This window comes from Nitrospinota bacterium (assembly GCA_009873635.1).
Classification (GTDB): Bacteria; Nitrospinota; Nitrospinia; order Nitrospinales; family VA-1; genus LS-NOB.
Genome location: WAHY01000004.1, coordinates 53,697 through 74,608, shown reverse-complemented (window position 1 = coordinate 74,608; position 20,912 = coordinate 53,697). Strand labels below are relative to the sequence as shown.

14 protein-coding genes are annotated in these 20,912 nt (G+C 45.5%); 4 read left to right on the top strand and 10 right to left on the bottom strand.

Annotated elements, in window-relative coordinates; all coding sequences use genetic code 11:
• Nucleotides 1-37 precede the first annotated feature (37 nt).
• Both F3741_03995 and F3741_03990 read left to right on the top strand, forming a co-directional pair.
• Nucleotides 38-1,390: a hypothetical protein gene (locus tag F3741_03995; GenBank protein MZG29963.1), complete on the top strand. Its 1,353-nt coding sequence runs from the start codon at nucleotides 38-40 to the stop codon at nucleotides 1,388-1,390.
• Nucleotides 1,391-1,528: 138 nt separating this feature from the next.
• Nucleotides 1,529-2,686 (top strand): diguanylate cyclase, encoded by a 1,158-nt coding sequence (locus F3741_03990; protein MZG29962.1) that lies wholly within the window; start codon nucleotides 1,529-1,531, stop codon nucleotides 2,684-2,686.
• A gap of 25 nt (nucleotides 2,687-2,711) precedes the next feature.
• On the opposite strand, the gene F3741_03985 is transcribed toward F3741_03990, so the two are convergent.
• The 8 genes from F3741_03985 to F3741_03950 all read right to left on the bottom strand — a co-directional run bounded on the left by F3741_03985 (nucleotide 2,712) and on the right by F3741_03950 (nucleotide 11,138).
• Nucleotides 2,712-3,518: a methyltransferase domain-containing protein gene (locus F3741_03985; protein ID MZG29961.1), complete on the bottom strand. Its 807-nt coding sequence runs from the start codon at nucleotides 3,516-3,518 to the stop codon at nucleotides 2,712-2,714.
• Nucleotides 3,518-4,363, bottom strand: coding sequence for a radical SAM protein (locus tag F3741_03980; protein ID MZG29960.1), 846 nt, complete (start codon nucleotides 4,361-4,363; stop codon nucleotides 3,518-3,520). The genes F3741_03985 and F3741_03980 overlap by 1 nt, the downstream gene beginning before the upstream one ends.
• The gene (locus F3741_03975) at nucleotides 4,363-5,292 is read right to left on the bottom strand and encodes a glycosyltransferase (protein MZG29959.1); all 930 of its coding nucleotides are present in this window, start codon (nucleotides 5,290-5,292) and stop codon (nucleotides 4,363-4,365) included. The genes F3741_03980 and F3741_03975 overlap by 1 nt, the downstream gene beginning before the upstream one ends.
• Nucleotides 5,293-5,338: 46 nt before the next feature.
• Nucleotides 5,339-6,487, bottom strand: coding sequence for a radical SAM protein (locus tag F3741_03970; protein ID MZG29958.1), 1,149 nt, complete (start codon nucleotides 6,485-6,487; stop codon nucleotides 5,339-5,341).
• A 76-nt stretch (nucleotides 6,488-6,563) separates the two neighbouring features.
• Nucleotides 6,564-7,328 carry a WbqC family protein gene (locus F3741_03965; GenBank protein ID MZG29957.1) on the bottom strand — a complete coding sequence of 255 codons (765 nt, stop codon included), beginning with the start codon at nucleotides 7,326-7,328 and terminating at the stop codon, nucleotides 6,564-6,566.
• Entirely contained in the window at nucleotides 7,271-8,284 is a 1,014-nt protein-coding gene (locus F3741_03960) for an NAD-dependent epimerase/dehydratase family protein (GenBank protein ID MZG29956.1), read from the bottom strand. The genes F3741_03965 and F3741_03960 overlap by 58 nt, the downstream gene beginning before the upstream one ends.
• A 230-nt stretch (nucleotides 8,285-8,514) precedes the next feature.
• Nucleotides 8,515-9,183, bottom strand: a complete 669-nt coding sequence (elbB, locus tag F3741_03955; GenBank protein ID MZG29955.1) for an isoprenoid biosynthesis glyoxalase ElbB — start codon at nucleotides 9,181-9,183, stop codon at nucleotides 8,515-8,517.
• Nucleotides 9,184-9,416: 233 nt separating this feature from the next.
• A complete protein-coding gene (locus F3741_03950; protein MZG29954.1) occupies nucleotides 9,417-11,138 on the bottom strand; it encodes an NAD+ synthase in 1,722 nt (573 codons plus the stop codon).
• Nucleotides 11,139-11,226: 88 nt separating this feature from the next.
• On the opposite strand from F3741_03950, the gene F3741_03945 reads away from it, so the two are divergent.
• Nucleotides 11,227-11,667: a hypothetical protein gene (locus tag F3741_03945; GenBank protein MZG29953.1), complete on the top strand. Its 441-nt coding sequence runs from the start codon at nucleotides 11,227-11,229 to the stop codon at nucleotides 11,665-11,667.
• A gap of 10 nt (nucleotides 11,668-11,677) precedes the next feature.
• Complete coding sequence (locus tag F3741_03940; protein MZG29952.1) at nucleotides 11,678-12,541, top strand: hypothetical protein; 864 nt, start codon at nucleotides 11,678-11,680, stop codon at nucleotides 12,539-12,541.
• 4 nt (nucleotides 12,542-12,545) lie between these two features.
• Here the strand turns inward: F3741_03940 and F3741_03935 are convergent, their stop codons facing one another.
• Both F3741_03935 and F3741_03930 read right to left on the bottom strand, forming a co-directional pair.
• A complete protein-coding gene (locus tag F3741_03935) occupies nucleotides 12,546-18,344 on the bottom strand; it encodes a filamentous hemagglutinin N-terminal domain-containing protein (GenBank protein MZG29951.1) in 5,799 nt (1,932 codons plus the stop codon).
• A gap of 9 nt (nucleotides 18,345-18,353) precedes the next feature.
• Nucleotides 18,354-20,144: a ShlB/FhaC/HecB family hemolysin secretion/activation protein gene (locus F3741_03930; GenBank protein MZG29950.1), complete on the bottom strand. Its 1,791-nt coding sequence runs from the start codon at nucleotides 20,142-20,144 to the stop codon at nucleotides 18,354-18,356.
• Nucleotides 20,145-20,912 lie beyond the last annotated feature (768 nt).

Below are 20,912 nucleotides of genomic sequence, written 5' to 3'. Positions count from 1 at the left end.
GGTATAATCTTCGCCAACTTCTATAAATGGGCGGATTATGGCAGAAGCAAAAGACATTGATGATAGCCTGGAGTTTCTCCGACATTTTGAAAAATATACGGAGAACCCGGACTTAGGCTCCCTCATACGAGAAAAGCTGAGTCTTGATAAAAAATCTCTGGATCTCCTGGGTTGCCAACTGAAAGGTGACGACTTCAAGATAATTTCTGAGGCCTCCCCTCTTAAATCACTTTCTTTTCTCAATCTTGAACAAACAGGTCTGAATTCTTCCGGACTGCAACCGCTCAGCACCTCTGATTGTTTTCGCAATCTGGAAAAACTTTCACTGGCGAACAACAACCTTGATGACGAAGCCTTGTTCTTCCTTTCCAAGTGCCGGGCATTAACAAAACTTAAGAACTTGAGTTTGTCCAGCAACGAGATCAGTACACTTGGCGCAAAAGTTCTTTCGCTGACTGAAGGAATGAACAACCTTGAATGCCTTAATTTTTCCTATAACCGTTTAGAACCGCTCGGCATCAAATCACTTGCAGACTCAAAGCTTGGTCGACAATTAATAGATATCAACCTTCGTGACACGGGAGTTGGCGATGAAGGCTTAAAGCTTTTAACGCAGGTACCTCCCCTTGAAAAAATAAACAAGATTGATCTGTCTGATAATGGGTTGACTTACGAAGGAATGGAAGCTCTGGCACGATCTGATGTGTTTCCCGGTATTAAAACATTGATCCTCAACAATAATCACATTGGTGATGATGGAGTTTACGCCATGGCAGAGTCTGCCATGTTTGAAAACCTGGAAACACTCGTTATGCACAATAACGGATTGACAACCGACAGTGCCATTTCGCTGTCTAACTCCAAATCAATCACCAAACTTAAAGCACTCGATCTAAACAATAACGATCTTCGTGCTGATGGGGTCGAGGCTTTAGTTGGTTCAACAAATATGAGAGGGATGGAAAGCCTTGATCTTGGCGAAAATAAAGTTGGCCAGGAAGGCGCAAAGGCCTTGGCTCAATCTCCCCATTGCGCAGGATTGAAATATTTAAGGCTGAATAATAATAATATTTCAGACCAGGGAGCTTCAGCGCTGGCTAACTCTAAAACACTGACTCAACTGGAATCATTACATCTGGAAAATGAAAACTGGATTCACGCGCAGGGTATCAAGGCAATGGCTGAGTCCAAAAACCTGTCCAGCCTGCGCCACCTGGTACTCGCCTTAAATGTTATTGGTGATGAAGGCGCCATTTATCTTGCTAACTCCAAGCAGCTGGCAGGACTGCATTCTTTAAATGTAGCGGGTAACAAGCTGAGCCCTAAAGGTGAAGATGCGTTGCAAAAATCCACGGTGCTGACTAACCTGCAAGTTCTCGAAATTGTTTGAAAAGTTGATACTTCCCTTACTTTTTCCTTAAATATTGGTCTGTCTATATTTTATAAAATGGCTGCGTAGTCTATTGATTTTCCCTGCTCAGGTGTTACATTTATAATCGACATGTAACTCTTATGACTGGGTTTCAGGATGAGTAGCTTACGGCAGTCTATCATTGATTCTATAAGTTCTTCCTTTGATGAAGAGTCTGATCTACTGGAAACAATTAAGGGGCTGGTAGAAAAAGAAGGGGAAGAAGTTTATCCAACTCTAATCAATATATTGACCCACCTGGAATTCGATGCGAATGATGCCAAAGCTAATTGGGATCGTATCCTCGCCCACCGCGATCTACTAGAAACAAAACTTGACAGGCCTGTCAAATTGATCACCGCAATGTGCGACTATTTCTGTGATGTTTCAAACACAATGACAACCCCAACAATGATCGAGTTGAATCTATTGGAAGAAACAAGAAAGTCTTCACGCTCTGATGGATTAACCGGATTATTTAACAGGCGATTCTTTGATGAAGCCCTTGAAGGAGAAATGAAACGGGCTCAAAGGTATGAAGGAAGCTTTTCTCTTATATTTTTTGATCTCGATAATTTTAAAAAGTTGAATGACACATATGGTCATCAGGCTGGAGACATGACCCTGAAGAAAACAGCAGAAATCATGTTAACAGAAAAAAGAACCGAAGATCTTGCCTGCAGATATGGTGGAGAAGAACTGGTTCTCATCCTCCCGGAAACGACCAAGGTCAATGCACTTGTAATTGCCGAGCGCATTCGCCAAAAAATAGAAGAACTGGAACTCGTATTTGAGGGAAAACAATTTAGCGTGACATCAAGCGGTGGGGTGGCTTCTTATCCGGCAGATGCCAAGGATGTCAAAACATTACTCAACATGGCCGATGTCGCCCTTTATCAGGCCAAAGAAAATGGTAAAAATAGAATTGTGCTTCATAATACGGACAAGCGTCATTATATACGGGTAGATTTCGCCGGAGATGTTCAAATCAACAAAATAGATCAAGAGCGCAGCCAAGTTACCGCGCAAGGAAAAAATTTCAGCCGTTCGGGTTTGCTTCTGGAAAGCCCGGTTCCCATTGACATCGGTACTCGGGTAAAAGTAAAGCTTGCGGACCAGAAACTTGATACGCCAATTACCATGAAAGCTGAGGTAGTTCGATTAGAGAAATTTGACTCCCATTATGACATTGGAATCTCGTTTCTTGAGTTTAACGATATCAGTGGAAATGAACTGGCGAATGCCCTGACCAAATCCCTGTTACCTTCCAGATAAGTTACTATAATTTTTAAATTAAAAACTAAGGGCGGGTGGCCAACAAGTTAAAAGTATTTTGTGTTCCCAATATTCGGTTTGCTATCCAGGAATGGAACCCATAACGCCGGGCACAATATTTTTCAACCCGGGAAACCTCTAATCCTTCTTTACGAAGAATGTCTTCAACCTGCTCAGGATCAATACCTCCAAACTGTCTCTGGTAATCAGAGTGATGGTACTCGTCATCCAGGATAGAGATATTCTTCACCTTCATCACCAGGTGATATAACTTTTCATCAAACCAGGAAAGCGCACGATGCATGGCAAATTTCATCGGAGAGTGAATGTCCTGTTTGAGAGGTTCAAAAAATACCAGTAATTTTTTTCCTGAAGAAAGCCTTTTACAAACCTGGCGCAACACAAGTTCATAATCATAGAGATGATGTAAAATTGCTGACAAGACGACCACATCAAATTCGTCCTGATTTTTAGATAAAAAATCCTCAGCATCTCCCACCACCAGGCGGGCCTTTTGTTTCATGGCTGACGGAATAGACTCCTCAAACGCCTGTAACATTTCGCGCGATAAATCCACTCCGGTCACATGAAAACCCTGCGATAAAAACTCCAAAGACAGATAGCCTGTCCCACAGCCCAGATCAAGAATTTTCGAGTCGGGTTTCAGGGTGGCGGCGATCTCATTCACAACCTTATCTAAAATGGCGCTCTGGAAAAAATTGGTCTGCTCAGGATGGCGTGATAGATATAACCGATTCTCCAGGGCATGAACCCTTCGGTTTTCTTCCAGCACTTTTTCCCTGGTGGCAAAAGATGTCATTGCTGAGTCCATCAGGGAACGAGCTCCTCAAAAAAGAATCGCTTTTTTGTTTTCGATGTTTGACACTCATTGCAATTAATACAAACATCAGGGAACTCTCCCCTTTCATGCTGTGCACGTAATCTTTCAATTTCCCGACCTTGCCACAAGTCTTGAACGCAGTCATGAACAGCATTCCCCAGTTTCAAAGTTGCGTTGTAATCCACACAACAGGGGATCACCGTTCCGTCCCACAGCACCACAAGCTTGCCATAATCTTTGCCAAAGGGTTCCGGGCAGGGTTCCTCTCTTGGACTTTGGACCAGTTTAGGCTGGGTTCGCACATGGTCAACGATAGATTCCCAATGCTCAATAAACGAATCCACATCTTTCTGCGTTTCTTCTTCGACAGTAAAGACCACACCCATGCCCAGTCCAGGCCGTCTTTGATCTTTTTCATTTTTAAGTTTGAGAATACTCTTTTCTATCTTATCAAGTTCAACACCTCGTATCTTCTTAAACGTCTCGGCGGAACCATCAATGGAAAAACGGATGATATTAAGGGGGCTGTCAATAATTTTTCCAATCATTTTATCCGTCAGCAATGTCCCGTTGGTATTCATAACGATATACTTGACACCTGCATTGTGTGCATAGTCAAACATCCTGAAAATATCTTTATGCAGCAAGGGCTCTCCCCAGTTATGCATGCATAGATGTTCCAGGTCAGGGCAATCATCAATGACTTTTTTGAACAGATCAAAGTCCATGAAACCTTCGCTCCGTGTCATACCTTCTGTCACAAAGCAAAACGTGCAACGCAGGTTGCAGGTATTGGTCGGCTCGATGATTAATGAAGTAAGAGGTTTTACACGCATTATTCAAGCACCTTTTCAACGATATAGTCCGGGCGCTCCTGGATCTGCTTATGGACACGTCCGAGATATTCTCCCAGAAACCCTATCGACAGGAGCTGAACTCCGGCAAAAAAAGCAAAAGCCGCTGTAAGAACAACAAACCCATCATATAAAATTCCATTGACGATTCGCTGATACAAAAGAAAAGTCATCATCAGGAACCCGATAAGTGCACCAAACAGTCCCATATAAGTCACCAGCCTGAGCGGAAAGTTGGAATAACCCGTAACCAGGTCCCATGAAAGTTTTATCAATGTGAGAAAACTGTATTTGGTCTCGCCTTTTTTTCGCGCGTGGTGTTCGACTTCAACCTCTACGCTGGGCAATCCCATCCAACTCATCAGGACAGCCATGTAGCGTGACCGATCCTGACATGCTTCAATTTTATCTATCACGCTGCGACGCATTACACGAAACGAACTCAGGTTCAGCTGTACTTTTTTTCCAAAAAGTATCTGCCCGAATCCTCGCAGAAATTTCGAACCCATGACTCGCAGTAAACCATCCCGGCGCTTTTTATGAACAGTGGTGACCAGGTCAACATCATCCGCCAATGCGTCGAGCAGTTTAGGAATTTCCTCTGGTGGATTTTGCAAATCTGAATCGAGTTGGACTATTATCTCTCCACGACTCAATCTAAATCCGGCAAGCATGGCGGACTGTTGGCCAAAGTTTCTCGTCAATCGAACCAGGCGAACTACTTGATTGGCCTCTCTAACACGATTGAGTTTTTCAAATGATCCATCATCACTGCCATCATCCACAATCAGGATTTCGTATGAACGCTTCAACCCATCACCTACACATATCAGGCGCGAGCATAACTCTTCAATCAAGGGCTCCTCGTTATACACAGGAACGACAATAGAAATTTCAGGGTTCTTATCCATATCCGGTATCTCCGCCATTAACGGCGAATCGATTCCTTCCACAATATCAACCGGTTCCTGCCCGGTGGAAAGCTGGTGCTGAACAACCATTTTCTTTGACCTTCGCAAACTCTACACGTTTAACCTTACGTTCAGTAACGGCCTCACCCTCCAACGCGGAGGTCCCAATATACTCAGACTGGCAACAACCCAGACAGCCGGGGAAAATTCCCTCCTCCTTCAGTTTTTCCCGGAAACCACGAATCCGATCAGACTGCCAGGCCGGTGAACGATTTCCATCAGCAACATTTCCTACCCTGTAATGCGGGCAACTGAAAACATCTCCATAAGCCGAAAAAGCCACCTTGGTCCATGGAATATAGCAACGGTAATCCCGGTAGGAGCTTCGATTGCTGTAGTAGCGCACTATCTCATCGATCGTTATATAGTTCGGTGAAAACCTCAGCTGGGTCTGGTTTCTTCTGCCAGCCTCCTGCAACAATTCCAACTGTTCCCGCAAAACGTTCGGATCAATTTCTTCAACCGGCATCGTGGGCCGCTGCAAGTGGTGATCCTGGTCATAATCCTTGCCATGCCAGTAAGTGGCCGGACTGCTTAAAACATAGTTAGCAACGTTGACCCCCAGCTTGTTGGAATATTCATACAATGGAACCAGTTCCCTGACATTTGCCCGGTTGATCACACACGTTACGTGAATGAGGGGGAATCTTGATTTCAGTTCCTTCCGTTTCGCCACCAATCTCTCCAACCCCTGAGTTGTTTTTCTAAAAGATCCCGGAACGGTGGTGATGCTATCGTGCAATGCTTCTGCTCCTTCTAAAGAAACTCCCATGTAAAACAGCCCGGAACCCCAGGTAGACTTCAATCTCAACCGCATGAGATCATCCACAACTTTTTCGCTCAACGTGGTTCCGTTGGTGATGATATGAACTTTGTGCCGCCTCGCCGCGAACTCAAGAATTTCCATGAAATCACTTTTCATGAACGCCTCACCTCCGGTGAAAGTGATCAGCGAAAAACGGGGGAGTTTGGAAATCGCTTTTTTCACTTCCTCACTCGACATCTCATTTTTATAAGAATGGTTCGTTTCCGTTTCATCAATGATCTCCAGGTAATGGCACATGTCACAACGCAGGTTGCACCGATAAGTCACTTCAAAAAATGCCTGCACCGGAGGAAAGGAAGACCGCGGCATCAGATAAAACGGCAGGAACGAATAAAGACGCGGCAATATTTTTTGCAGAAATTTAAAATCAATCATAATTAAAACCCTATGAACAACCTGAACTCAAAGCTTCATGCTGATTCAAAATATCCAGACTCCGCTCACCACAATTGAACAATAAATCAATTGTGGACATCTGAGGCACAAAGCCGGGATACCTTTGCGGATAAACAGGGTGTTCATATTTCTGATATTCCAGCTCAATACCCTGGTTCGAAAAATCCTCTTCCAATATATAATCTTTAGCCGCTTCACCACTCAAATAATGGGTCGCTCCCAGTTCCCGGCAAATCGAAAGGAGTCTCTCTGTTTTTTCTCCTGTGATATTCATATTGGATGAACGCAGTAGCGGAGTTTCAATGCCAATTTCTTCTTTAAGAAAACTTATCGTTTCCAGGCAAATGTCGAACAAAAACGTCCATTCTTTCTCATATATTTTCTGGCACCTCGGAAAATAGTTTTCAAAAAATTGCGACTTGCAATAATGCTGTCGCAAAGTCTGCAAATGTTTTTTCCGCCATGCCACAGAATTATCGATGCGTGTCTCAATGAGGCTTTGCGAAAATTTGTTTTTCTGCTGAACCGGCACCGTCAACCATGCCCAACCGTCATTCACCCTGACCCGGTTCCTGTTTCTCCAGTCCCGACGGGTATACTGGACATCATCCAGCAGAACAAATTTGTCGGCACGGCTCATCTGCTCAAAAAATCCCAACCACGGCAGATAAGAAGGTTGAAGAATTGTGATCCGCATTACGCTTGCCCTTTGGGAGCCCAAAGCTCTTTCATCCACAGAGTCCGTTCCCACCATTTTCGATTGTTATCATAAAACTCAATGGTGCGTTCGAGACCCTCATCCAAACCTGTTGTTGATTGCCAACCCAGGCATTCGCGGGATCTGTTAACAGAAGATATATGCCGGGTCACCTGCCCGGGTCTGTCTTCAATGAATTGCAATAAACTTTCAGGCTTGTTCATCAACTTTAATATTCTTCTGGCAATTTCAACCACAGACGTGTCTACCCCGGTTCCCAGGTTGATCGTTTGACCAATCACCCGGTCACGGTCCACATGCAGAACCCTGTCCAACGCCTCACAAGTATCTTCCACAAACATCCAGTCGCGCGAGCTTTTGCCATCACCATGAATGGTCAACGGCTGGTCCTGCAATGCGCTGACAATAAAATTAGGAATGGCCTTTTCGAGATGCTGACACGGACCATAATTATTAAACGGGCGAATGATGACCGCCGGCAGGTCGTAAGTTTTCATGTAAGAATAAATCAACCTGTCTGCGCCGGCTTTCGCCGCAGCGTATGGACTCATCGGGTTTAACGGATGGTCCTCATCCATCGGGTCCGCCACAGCCGTGCCATACACTTCTGAAGAAGAAATGTGCACAAACAACTCGACCGGATTGTTCACAATGGCATTTGCCACCACCTGAGTGCCGATTACATCGGTCTCAAAGAAAATAGCATTGTCGTAAATCGAGCGGGTCACGTGCGACTCCGCCGCGAAATGCACCACTATATCCGCCTCTGAAACCAGCTTGCCGACAATGTCGGGATGCGTGATGTTGCCGTGATGAAATTGAAAATGCCCGTTCGACTTCAGGCTGACAGGTATGTTGTCGAGGTTGCCGGCATAAGTCAAAGCATCCAGCAAAAGGATCCTGGTGTTCGGGTAACGGTTATGAATAAAATTGATGAAATTGCTGCCGATGAAACCCGCACCACCTGTGACCAATAAAGTTTTTTCGCCCATAGTCTCCCTGACCAGAAAAAAATCCGTTTCCCTTCCATTATATATAAGGGTCCAGTCATTCTTTACGGAAAAATAGAGGAAATCCTTGAGCGGAGAGGCCTCCGCAGGCCAAATGCATTAAGGTTTTAGAGCAAACAACCTTATTCTCGGCAAAAAGGGGCAAAATGACCCCTCTTTACCAAAGAGGGGCCGGGGTGATTAACCTTCCGGGGTGTAACCTTTTCAATAGATTATTCAGTCACTTCCACCAGCTTATTGATGGTTTTTTCAATGCCTTCGGCGACTTCCGAGATGCTTTGTCCCAGCATATAAGCCGGGGTCGAGACAATATTGTTCTGCTCATCGAAGACAAAATCCCGTGCAGAACAATCCTGGTGCGTGGTTCCCAATGTTTCCATCTTACCGCTACAGTCCTTGTCATTACCAATGGTCAGAGTGGGTTTACTGGGAGCGTCTTCATAGATTTTCGCCATCATCGCCGGGGCAATGCATAACGCCGCTTGCGGTTTTTGTTTGGCGGCAAACTCTTTCACCAGCCGCATGACTTCCGGATGCACATCGCAGTTTTCACCTTTGACCGCAAAGGTTGAGAGATTCTTGGCCGCGCCGAATCCGCCGGGGAACACCAACGCGTCAATGTCATCTGCTTTGACGGTAGCGATATCTTTAATCTCGCCTCTGGCAATGCGTGCCGCTTCAACGAGTACGTTGCGTTTTTCGCCCGCCGCTTCTTCACCCGTAAGGTGGTTGACCACATGCATCTGGTCGACATTGGGTGCCATGCACACCGCCTGGGCACCCGCACGGTCAATCGCCAAAAGAGTGATGACCGACTCGTGAATCTCCGCGCCGTCAAACACTCCGCATCCTGAAAGCACCACACCAATCTTTTTCATTATATTTCCCCCCTGAAAATTAAGAACAGAGTTTAGTTTTGAATTGAGAATTTCACCCGATTCTACCACCCACTCGGCGTGGGGCCAACTGAAAACCATAGAGAAATGAGAGTGCAAGTTATGCTTATTTGTCGTCATCGCGAGCCGCTATAAGCGGCGTGGCGATCCAGACTTTAAATTTTACATTTCTGGATTGCTTCGTCGCTATCACTACTCACAATGACGAAATACGAGTATTATTTTGTCCCACGTGAAATAGGCAGTCGCCTGTCTTTGCCGAAGGCTTTGGGGGTGATTTTTACGCCCGGCGGACCCTGCCGGCGTTTGTATTCATTAAGATCCACCAACCGCGCGATACGCGCGATTTCAGATTTGGACAGTCCCTTCACCTTGATCTGCTCCAAAGAAGCGTCTTCTTCAATATATTTCAACAGCACCGGATCAAGCAGGTCATAAGGAGGAAGAGAGTCTGTGTCCAACTGGTCGGGTCGCAGTTCTGCCGAGGGTTCTTTGGTGAGAATATTCTGCGGGATGATTTCATTCTCCCTATTCAACCAGCGGCAAAGGTCATAGACCAGGATTTTCGGCACATCTTTGATCACCGCAAACCCGCCAGCCATATCGCCGTAGAGGGTGCAATAACCCATGCTGAACTCGCTCTTGTTGCCGGTGGTTAAAACCATCCAGCCGAATTTGTTTGAGAGTGCCATCAGCAAATTGCCGCGAATGCGGGCCTGCAGGTTTTCTTCTGCCAACCCCGATTCTGCGTCCTGGAACGTTTCTTTCAAAATGTACTCATAGGCCTTCATCGCCGATACGATGGGAAAGGTCATGGTTTTTATTTTTAAATTTTTCGCAAGTTCCAGCGAATCATCAACACTGCCCTTGGATGAATGTGGGGAAGGCATCAGCACACCGGTTACATTTTCCGGCCCCAACGCGTCAACCGCCACCGCCGCGGTCAGGGATGAATCGATGCCGCCGCTCAATCCAAGGACCACCTTGGAGAATCGGTTTTTGTGAATGTAGTCACGGGTGCCCAGCACCAGGGCTGAATAGACTTCTTCCTCTTCCGATTTATTTTTGTAATCAAAGGCAGGCAAGGCGGCTGTTTTTTTAGCCTTCGACAACGAGGCCGGTGCTTTACAACTTATTATGCCTGTCGCCCTGGCTTTAACCTTTTTGGGTGACAGGGCCACATCAACATAAATAATTTCTTCCGCGAACGAGTTTGCCTGGGCGATGGTTTTTCCATCGGCACCCACCACCAGGCTGTGACCGTCGAACACCAGTTCATCTTGACCGCCTACCAGGTTGACGTAAGCTATGGGACATTTATAAGTTTTCGCGCGTTGGCCAATCATCTTCATGCGGGCTTTACCTTTTCCCTTGTGATAGGGCGAAGAAGAAATGTTGAGCAGAAGGTCTATGTGTTTGCTTAAAGACTTTCCCGGTCCCGCTTCTTCCCAGATGTCTTCGCAGATGGTGAGGCCGATTTGCACACCCTTCAAGGAAAACCGGAGCGGTTCCTCCCCTTCCGTGAAATAACGTTTCTCATCGAAGACACCATAATTGGGCAAAAGAACTTTGCGTGCGGTTGCCACATGTTTTCCATCACACAATAACGCGGCAGAATTATATAGATGCTTTCCCTGCTGTTCGGGAAACCCGACCACGGCTGTCAGGCCGCGTGTCGCCGAAGCGATTTTTTTCAGGGTCTTTTTGCTGTCTTCCAGAAAACCTTTCTTCAGCAATAAATCCTCCGGCGGATAACCAGTTACCATCAATTCAGGAAACAGCACCACCTCCGCACCCAGTTTCCGGGCCTGGGCGCATGCAGATTTCACCTTTTCGGCATTCACTTTAAAACCGCCAACAAGGGCATTGACCTGGGCCAGGGCAACGCGGATGGTGACTGTCTTCTTTGATGAAGAAGGTTTTTTTGTGGTTCGTGCCATAGAAATTAATTTTTTCGTATTTCAGTATTTTGCATTACTGTGGATTATACTATACTCCTTAACGAACCCAATCTTATCTTGTCCGGTCATGAGTGAAACTGAGTCTAACCCTGCTGAAGAGAGCATCAAGCACTCCATTCGCAAGAATGGTTTCCCTGAAAAGATTGTTCGCCTTCCTTTCAAACCTGTTTATGATTCCTGCAAGAAACACGGGACTTCGCTCTCAGACGTGCTGGACAAACTTCAGGACGAGCAGATTTTTGGGAAGATCGTTGGCAACCATGTAGAGTTTCGTTCGCGGGATAAAATCGATTTCAAGGCTCCGGAAGAAAAGGCCAAGGACGAGTTTTCCTGGATAAAGGGTGCCGCCAACCTTAAAGGATTTCAGGACGCCGCCAAGGACGCCATGGGAAAAATGACACCCGAGCAAATGGATCAGGCACGCAAGATGATAGAAGGCATGAGTGACCAGGAAAAGATGGACCTTCTAAAAATGTTCACCCAGCGTTTTGATCCAGGAAAAAAATGAAGGAATCAATATGTTGATCTTTGCTAAAGATATCGGTAAGAGGGATCACAAACATGCCCTCGAAGAGAAGTTGCCAGAGCTAAAACAGTATATGGAATATCAACGCAAATTGTTTCCTTATACAGTGGTGCGGGCGGGACTCGATCTGGCCTACAAAGAGCTCGATGACATTATGGACTTTATCGAAAACGGTTACCGACCTCCAGAAGACTCATCACGCCGGGAATACCCGACAGATGTGTTTCACTGGTATAAAACCCGCTTCCCCTGGTCATCAGCATTTATGAAAATGGAAGAGATGCATTTCGCCCTGGTCGTTCTCATCAAGGCAATGGATTCATTTCGTACCTTCGAAAAGCCTAACGCCTATCACTGGGCCGTACTATACGATTCTTCCCACAATATCATCCAGGTTTATAATGACCTGGTTCGTAACAACCCGGGCAACTCCCGCGATATTCATTTGAGCAATTCGGTGGAAGTGAACTTCGATGACTTTATCAACAACTACTGGATTGATCTGGATTTCATGATTTTTTCACAGGCCGACTACCCTCACGCCCGGCACCAGGAAAGAAAGAGTAATGTAGAAGAAGAAATCAAAGACATCATGTCAGAAGGTGTGGAGCCAATAACAGCCCTGGAAAAGCTTGATCCACCGTATCAACTAGATCCAAATACGATAAAGCTTCTCAAGCGGGACCCGGTTGAAACCCGGTTTCTAGAATTAAAAAGCGCTCCTGATACCGGCAAAGAGTTCATCAATATCTATGAGGAATATATTGATGATCCACAACATGGAAGAATGAGTGTTATCGATGCTGAGTACATTAAGAATTCTGAATATATGAAAGCAGAGACACCGACTTCATAGTTGGTTAACGAGTATAACCCAGATAACCCGATTCCGTTTTCTGTATACGTGGTGCAGCTGGTTTTTTTCGCATTTTTTTGATCGGTTTATTCAAAGTGATGGAAGCTGTATCCCCAATTTTCTTTCCACTTCTCTTTTTTCTCTTCGCGGTTTTCTGGCTGGACCGGTTCTTTCTCCTTAAGTCCTTTCTTTTGGCCACTTCCATGGCGGGCTGCCTTGTGTCTCCCCAGAAAGATTGGCTCACTTCCATTCCTTCAAACTTTCCGGCAGATCCCTCTGCTAACTCAACCAAATCAAATGATTCACTGAAAAGGTCTGCTGTGAATGGTCCTCTGGGAGAACCAGCAACATGATCTACCGGTGTCTTCTCGTAAAGTCCCTGATCCTTCAATTCGAAGATATTAAATTTCAGTTGTTGTGGTGTGGTGCCATCAGCAAGCTGACCAAGAGTCTTACCCGTACCGGGTATGAGTTCGTTACGGATATCACGCCGGGTAAACTTACAGGCTCCAGATGCTGTACAATTTGTTTTTCCGGAAATCAACCCTTCAAATGAAACCTCTACACCTCCTCCTGAATTGCTAATTTTAACAACTTCCAAATCATCATATTCGAATATGTCGACGGCTCCAGATTTTGTATTGTCTATATCTACAGATTTAACTCTCGTCTCGATGGCATTAGTCGCTCCGAACCCTGTTGCCACATCTGCAACCAGCCTGCCATTTGCCGCGTCAATATCAAGCCACGCACTGGTATTGGCTCCTAACCTAGTGGAACTGGGCGGTAAAGCTGTATCCGCATCGACCACACCTCCACTGGTCGAAGTCAACGTCACAGCCGTATCCGAGGAACTGCTGGTCTGAATCAGGCCAAGCGCAATATCTTCATCGGCAGAAAGAGCCATTGTTCCTGAACCTGAGTTAAACACAGTTCCATCTGCCATAGTCACAGCTCCTCCAGTTCCATTTTGGTCAAGATCGTTATCGGCAGTAACGGTTATTCCAGAGGAGGCAGTAAGGTCTCCTTCGGAAGTGAAAAGGATGTCATCGTCTGCCAGAAGGTTAATATTACCGCCGGCCGTTCCCGCGCCTGTCACATTCAAAGAATTATCTCCACCGACCGTTACACTGAGATCTCCACCAATGGTAGAAGAAGATAGAGTCACCGCGTTGTTGGTGGTTAAAGTCGCATCACCTGTTCCTGAAGTATTCAAGCTCACCCCGCCTGCAAACGAATTGGATGTATTGTCAAGAGTGATAGCTTGATTGGCAACATCCGTCGTAAAAGTTGATGTTCCTGTTATGGACAAAGTTCCTGTATCCGTGATCGCTCCACCCGAGTTGACGCTCAAGTTTCCGGAAGTGGACACATTTGCTCCAAAGCCCACACCACCCGTTCCCGCATCCAGAGTCAGGCTGCTGAAAGAAGAAGCCGTTGATGAAAAGTTAATTGCGCTCGCACCGGAACTCGCTACCAAGGTAAGTGGAGTAGATGTAGAAGTCACACCATCCACAGTTATTGTCCCGTTTGTTGAGTTCCCTATAGTTAAATTACTCGCTGCAATCTGATTTAAATCAGAACTGCTCAGAGAGTAATCACCCGTTCCGCTTCCAAGCCCAATAGTGTCTCCTGACTGGGAAACCAGTAGAGTGGTGCCAGCAGTACCAGAATTGATCGCTCCATCAGTATTGAGAGACAGGCTTTTAGAAGTAATGCTCAACGCATTATTGGTTGTGTTGAGAGTTTTAGAAGAATTGATCGTAAAACTTCCCGTGCCGGAACTGTTTGAATCTGAATTAAAAGTTGTTGTTCCATTGGTGGTGAGGTTTGACGATAGAGTAATTCCATCACCCGAGTTCACTACCAAGCCTTGAAAAGAAGAGTCCGTAGTTCCAAATGTAACTGATGAGCCGGAAGCCGTAGCGTTCAAAGTAAGCGTTCCAAACTGGTCGCTATTGGCAGAGAGCACTCCATCGACAGTTATATTTCCATTTGTTCCATCGCCAATGGTAAGACTTCCAGCCGAGATGTTTCCAAGCTCGGTATTACTCAGGCTCATGCTTCCTGTTGTTCCCAATCCAATTGTGTCGCCTGACTGCGAAACTAAAATAGTAGTTCCAGCGGTTCCACTGTTCATCGTACCGCTCAAGGCCAGGTCTGAGGCTGTAATGGAAAGAGTATTATTTCCGGTACTCAGTGTTGAACCATTAGTGAGGGTTCCCGTTCCATCATTATCCGTATCCGCATCAAATGTCGTGGCACCCGCAGATGTAAAGTTGTTATTGATAGTGATTCCATTGGTTGCGTTTAGATTCACAGCCCCAGCTGCGGAAATACCACCAGTGGTCGCATCCAGGCTAATAGAGCCTGCTGTTGATGTGAGCGTTACACCAGAACCCAGAGTAATTCTGTCATTCGAATTCGACGAATTATTTGAGTCTCCATCCAGAGACAGGTTCCCTGCCGCCGTGACACTACTGTTGATAGTTAATCCATTGGATCCGTTTAAAGTCAGGGCTCCCTGACCGGTTATTGTCCCACCGCTCTGACCAATTGTCAGGCTCCCTGTCGAACTAAAACTGTTGCCGGCAGAAAAAGTGATGTTGCTATTCAGAATGTTGATATCGCCCGTACCGGCTATATTACCCTGCTCCGTTCCATCAATAATCATTCCAAAACCAGATAATCCATTACCAATTCCCAAAGATTCGCCGTCTGAAACATTGATGGTGGTCGAGCCGGTACCGCTATTAATGGTTCCAGTCAAAGTAAGGTCATTAGCAGTTACCGTTAACGCGTTGTTGGTAGTCGATAATGTTCCCGATGAAATTACAAAATCGCCGGAACCATTATTATCCAGATCCGCATCCATAGTCACCGCGCCATTAGCAGTGAAACTGGACCCAAGAGTTATTCCTGAATTCGCATTGAATGTCGCCGCACCGGCTGTTGTCATCGTGTCACTGACCGTAATACTGCCATTTGAAGAAAGCGTTAGAGCCCCGTTCCCGGTTATGCTTCCTCCCGAAGCACCCAGCGTGATATTGCCACCCGATGAAGTGATGCCCATACCACTGACTGAAGTTAAACCGCTGCCACCTTGAAGAGTTATATTGCCCGCTCCGGTCAGTGTACTGTTATTCAAGGAAAGCCCGCTGCTGGCAGTCATTGCCACTGCTCCTGTAGAAGTCAAGGCACTGTTAACGTCTATCGTAGAACCTGTGGAAGTAAGAGTCAGGTTTCCCGCAGAGGAAATACTACCTGCGGACAAAGACATTGCACCTGCCGAACTTAAAGCAGCTCCACTTGCTAAAGACAGGGTTGAAGAATTTGCGTTGACAGTTAAAGCCCCACCGGATGAAGTGGTGATGTTATTGTTTATAGTAATACCAGAATTAGCGGTCAAGGATGCCGCTCCGGCAACAGTCAGATTTCCGGTCAGTGAAATGCTGGAGGGTGCGGACAAAGTTAAAGCCCCTGCCGCGGAAATTCCCCCAGTGGAAGCACTCAGAGAAATATCGCTCGCACTGGTTAAAGTGACCCCGCTGGCTATACTCAGATCATCCTGTGGTGCCACGCTCTCCACAACATTGTTTGAGTCCCCATCCAAAGTCAAGGCTCCAGCTGTCGTTGTCAGGTTGGCATTGACATCGATGCCATTCACCGCAGAAGCTTTTAAGGTTGAAAATGTAGACGCGCCCTGGAAAAATATTCCTCCATTAGCACCAGAAATGTGCGCGTCTTTCAATTCCACTCCACCGGTAAAAGTACTTGTGGTTTGCGTCACACCATCTACATATATAGCACCGTTATTTGAACTGCCATTGATGATGAGCTTGTTACCGCTCATTTTGCCCAAATCTGTGTTGCTGATTGTCATACCACAGGTACCCGTGCAGGTGGCGTTGCCAAGCCCAATATCTCCCAGTTTGGCTTCAGTGATATTGATGTTCCCTGTCCCGGCATTCAGCCTTGTTGCAGAATTGAGCAATGTCAAGTCACTTCCTTTTAACGAGATATCTCCACCATTTGACGTCAGGCTCCCTAAAGACAACCCCCCCGATGCGTCAAAAATAATATCTCCCCCTTGTGTGGATACCGAACTCAAAGTATTTGAGAAGCTAATAGTTCCATCCGTGACTTTGAAGGTTAAAGAATTACCACTGGTCTGCTGCATGTCGAGACTGATCTGTTCACTGCTATCCTTACCCAAAATAATACTGTTGGTAGCGAGTAGAACGACGTTGGTGGTCGCTGTGGCACCTTCAAGGGTGGCCTCATAAATTGTTCCAGTGGTTGCACCACTGGCACTGGCGCCAGATCCCTTTGCAATAATGAGATTGTCAGGATCAAGGAGCAGGGTTCCTGTTTTACCGTTGGCGGCAGTGGTATCCACCGAACCATCAAAATATAATTCTTCTTTTCCGGAAACTTCTACGAACCCACCATCGCCAAAATATTTACCACCCCGACCTTTGACAATGCCGAAAAACCGCATGCGCCGATCGGCCCAGAAAATCACTTTACCCCCGTTGCCATTGTTCACCGCATCCGCAAATATATGTGTATCGGGACCGATAAATACATCCGTCGCATTAGGTACTGTTCCCTGCCCCTGATAGTCACCACCAAAAAGGAGTGTTCCGCCACCCATATCACCCGAAACATCAATAAGTCCATTCCCTGTAAAATTCAGTATGTCACCCAGGACATGGACAGTACCTCCCGTTTCGCCTTCATCATAACCCGAGGCATCGAGTGTTCCGGTCACACTGACTTCTCCTGCTTCGCCGCCGGAGAGGATGATGGCTCCATTTTTCTCAGATACTGAACGAGCCTGAATGACCCCATCCATATTAATCACCTTATCCACAATGTTCTGCGCCGCGTTGACATCCAGACGAACAATCCCGCCATCAGCAAAGACACTCCCACTATTGGAAACCAGAGAAGATAAAACCTCTCCATCCATTCCTGTCACTTGTCCCATCACCTGGCTATCCACTCCCAGGTTGATGAGCTGATCTCCATACAAATCCACGGTAAAAGTTTTTCCAGAAGCCAGGCTCACCTTGCCCAGACGAGCGTTAATGATTCCCATATTCTGGACACCGGGAGCAACCAGAGCAACCAGTCCACCTTCAGCGGCAGTGATACTACCCTGATTGACCACTGTCGCAGATAAATCGGAAGGAATGCCAAAGTTATAATTGCCATCCATGAAATCTGTGTTGGAAATATCGCTGGTGGTCGCGAGCAAACCATTAACATCCACCTGCGCATTGGAACCAAAAAGAATTCCATTAGGATTGATCAACCAGAGATCTCCGTTAGAAGTCAGCTTGCCATATATTTGCGATACATCATTTCCCGTTACCCGATTGAGTGTGACCCCGCCCTGTGACAGTTGAAAGTCGACATGTTCAGAGCCGCCCACACCGAACGCTTGCCAATCAATAATGGCTTTTTCCGTAGATTGATGAATGGTCATTTTCTGGGAAGAGGTCTGGTCAATGGTCGCCGAACCGGCCTGTACCGTTCCCCCAGCAGGAAGCGCGAAAACCATTGACGGGAAAATCCCGACAAGATACGACAGCAATGACACCAGGAAGATAACGGTGTTTCCAGGCTTTTTGGGAATATGAAAAACCCTGCGCCTGCCCACTCTCGTATTTCTTAGAGAGCTTTTGCCTTTATGGCCACCATCACTGTTTAATCGCGAAGCAGAGGCGTTACTAATTTCATTACCACCAGCGTCTCCGCTGGGGAAAGCCCTCTGATTCAATTCAAAAACGTTCATAAAATTTTCCTAAAACTTTGCCGACAAACTGAAAAATGCTCTTCCGTCCTTACTACCTTCTGAAGACACATCTTCATCCAGTGGTTTATTCCATTCGACGTATCCAGATATCACATCTGTTAAGTTGAAACGGACACCAAGTCCCATTGAATAGATATCCTGAGTCTTGGAGCCCGTGGCGGTTTCGATGCGATTCCAAACTTTCCCATAATCAAAAAACGTGTAAGCCTGTAAACCCCTGAGATATTTTTTCTTAGGTTGAAAAGCTTTTTGCAGTTCGAACTTAAACGCCAAACCCTGATCTCCGGTAATTTCTGAAGAGTCATACGCCCGGCCATACTGCGCGCCACCCACCCCAAATTCCTCGGAAGCCAGTAATTTATCAAACGAATATTGCCAGGAAAGGGATCCCAACAGCATCCATGAAGGTGCGAGCTGTTGAAGACGAAGCGCCTCACCGGTTATTTTGGTGAAGTCACTGTGCCCCGCAGAACGAGTCAAATTTTCCGAACCTGTTTCCGTTGAATCGAAAATATCTAAACCTCTGCTTAAGTTAAAACTCACCAGGTTGACACCCCGATACTTGTCAACAAAATCATAAGACATCCCAAGATTGAAAATACGCAAACGGTCTTCTGAGTCAAGTTGTCCTAAAATTTCTGTTTCCGTATCTCGATTTGTGTAACCAAAATAACCATTAAAGTTTTCAGATCTTGATCTTATAAATGGATGCGAAATTCTAAGAGTGAATGTTTTACTTTCACCCACCACCTCAAAATCTTTAAGAGAAGAACCTGGTTCAGAATTACTGATAGATCCGGAAAAATATAATTTTGTGCCTTCTGACGAGATAGGTTTTTCATAGAAACCACTAAAAAAACTCAACTCATCCGGATTACTGGTCACTACTCCCTGCAAGCCCATGCGCTCATAAAATTTGAGGAACGAGTTGCCAGACACCCCCGCATTAATCTGTATGGGTCCGTTAAATTTAGTACCACGATTGTCTATACCTAAGCTTCCGTCATAGTTTTTATTATTAAGAATCAATGTCAGGTTGGTGGCACCCTGTTTGAACCTGGAAGGAGTAAGAACAGACTTGACTGAAACACCCGGCAGGTCATCCACCAATAATAAATACCTCTCAAGATCCCTTGCCTTTAAAGGACGAGACTTTAATAATGCCCTGCGATAATTATTGAGAAGCTTTCTTGGTCCACGTACCTGGCCTTGAATAGCTACCCTGTCGACAAAACCCTCAATCACATCAATTTGAACAATACCTTCCTCAATTTTTTGAGGAGGCACGACCGCCTTGGAAAGAATGTATCCATCGGAGCGATACATATTTGTGATCTCTTGGGCAATATTATAAACCTGCTCAAGATTTATTCTTCGGTGCAGGTATTTTCTAAATAACCGGGAAAAGTTTCGTTTGTCATAAATCGTTGAGCCCTTAATGATCATTCTTTGAAGAAGAAATTTTACTTTCCTCATCTCGGCCGGGAAAACGGGCTTCAAGCTGTCGGGCTTTACAGGCACCACCTGAGATTGCGGAAGCTCCTGTTTTTTGAATCTTTCCTCAAACCGACCTGGAGCCGCTTGCTTATATGTCTGATCTCGTCCCTGGGGAGTAATTTGAGCGTTGGATAGCGATGCCATAGAACTCCACCAAAGGAAAACGCAAAAACCCACCTGCAGTACCCTGCTAAAATCAAGTTTTTGCGTCTGACCCCAGTTCGAACACCTACCGTAGTTCTTAACGGCAAACCGGAACCTAAAGTTAAGCATTTCTGACATCCACCAAAACCCTTGAATTACCGAAAATAAAGGAGTTGCCAGCTTTCCACTGAACGAAAATTCCTCTTACAGACCTGAAGAAAAATCAAGATTATTAGCCATAAATCAATGATTTTACCCATCCAAACTGAGCCAAAGGTCTTTAAGCGGCGAAACCTCTATTTTCAAAAAAATTAGAAAAAATGTTCCCTCTTACTTCCACTAAATTTGGGCGCAACTGTTCGGAAGAAAGAGAGCAAAGAATATGCCAAAAGGAAGGCCCCGGGAAATACCAGGTAAACCTTTTAAAAATAATAAGTTATTCGTTTAATGGATGGGGTTGTATAAGGGGGATTTTTGGTCTGAGGGCAATAATTTCACCAAACTGTCAATAAATTGTTCCTTTGCTTATATCCATGGCAAAAAACATATGAAATTAAAAAAATTCAGATACTTATACTAATAAATTTACAAATACTTTTTTATTTTCTATGATGGTGAAATGTTATTTAAAATTTTCATAAAGTCATTGATGCAGACCAATTCCTGGAGTATGGATCTTGGCAGAGGAACACCAAATGCAAACTTTGAATATCTGTGACTTTTTTCACATGAAAGGTCTGATTGTGGCGCCCAACAGGCTGTCGCAGATTTGCTGAATCTCGAAAATCTGGACTCCGAACATGGCAGTTATGTGATGCCTGCAATAAATACAAGAGTCCTGTTGATGTCCTCAGGGAAAGATTCCATGATCCCAACTTATAGAAACCATTGGGCTTAATCCTAATT

Excerpts from the sequence above, each read along its gene's own strand:
- F3741_03990 (MZG29962.1), top strand. The coding sequence starts at position 1,529 with ATGAGTAGCTTACGGCAGTCTATCATTGATTCTATAAGTTCTTCCTTT.
- F3741_03935 (MZG29951.1), bottom strand. The coding sequence starts at position 18,344 with ATGAACGTTTTTGAATTGAATCAGAGGGCTTTCCCCAGCGGAGACGCT.
- F3741_03965 (MZG29957.1), bottom strand. The coding sequence starts at position 7,328 with ATGGTGGGAACGGACTCTGTGGATGAAAGAGCTTTGGGCTCCCAAAGG.
- F3741_03940 (MZG29952.1), top strand. The coding sequence starts at position 11,678 with ATGTTGATCTTTGCTAAAGATATCGGTAAGAGGGATCACAAACATGCC.
- F3741_03970 (MZG29958.1), bottom strand. The coding sequence starts at position 6,487 with ATGCCGCGGTCTTCCTTTCCTCCGGTGCAGGCATTTTTTGAAGTGACT.
- F3741_03985 (MZG29961.1), bottom strand. The coding sequence starts at position 3,518 with ATGGACTCAGCAATGACATCTTTTGCCACCAGGGAAAAAGTGCTGGAA.
- F3741_03960 (MZG29956.1), bottom strand. The coding sequence starts at position 8,284 with ATGGGCGAAAAAACTTTATTGGTCACAGGTGGTGCGGGTTTCATCGGC.
- F3741_03995 (MZG29963.1), top strand. The coding sequence starts at position 38 with ATGGCAGAAGCAAAAGACATTGATGATAGCCTGGAGTTTCTCCGACAT.
- F3741_03975 (MZG29959.1), bottom strand. The coding sequence starts at position 5,292 with ATGGATAAGAACCCTGAAATTTCTATTGTCGTTCCTGTGTATAACGAG.
- F3741_03945 (MZG29953.1), top strand. The coding sequence starts at position 11,227 with ATGAGTGAAACTGAGTCTAACCCTGCTGAAGAGAGCATCAAGCACTCC.
- F3741_03980 (MZG29960.1), bottom strand. The coding sequence starts at position 4,363 with ATGCGTGTAAAACCTCTTACTTCATTAATCATCGAGCCGACCAATACC.
- F3741_03930 (MZG29950.1), bottom strand. The coding sequence starts at position 20,144 with ATGTCAGAAATGCTTAACTTTAGGTTCCGGTTTGCCGTTAAGAACTAC.
- F3741_03950 (MZG29954.1), bottom strand. The coding sequence starts at position 11,138 with ATGGCACGAACCACAAAAAAACCTTCTTCATCAAAGAAGACAGTCACC.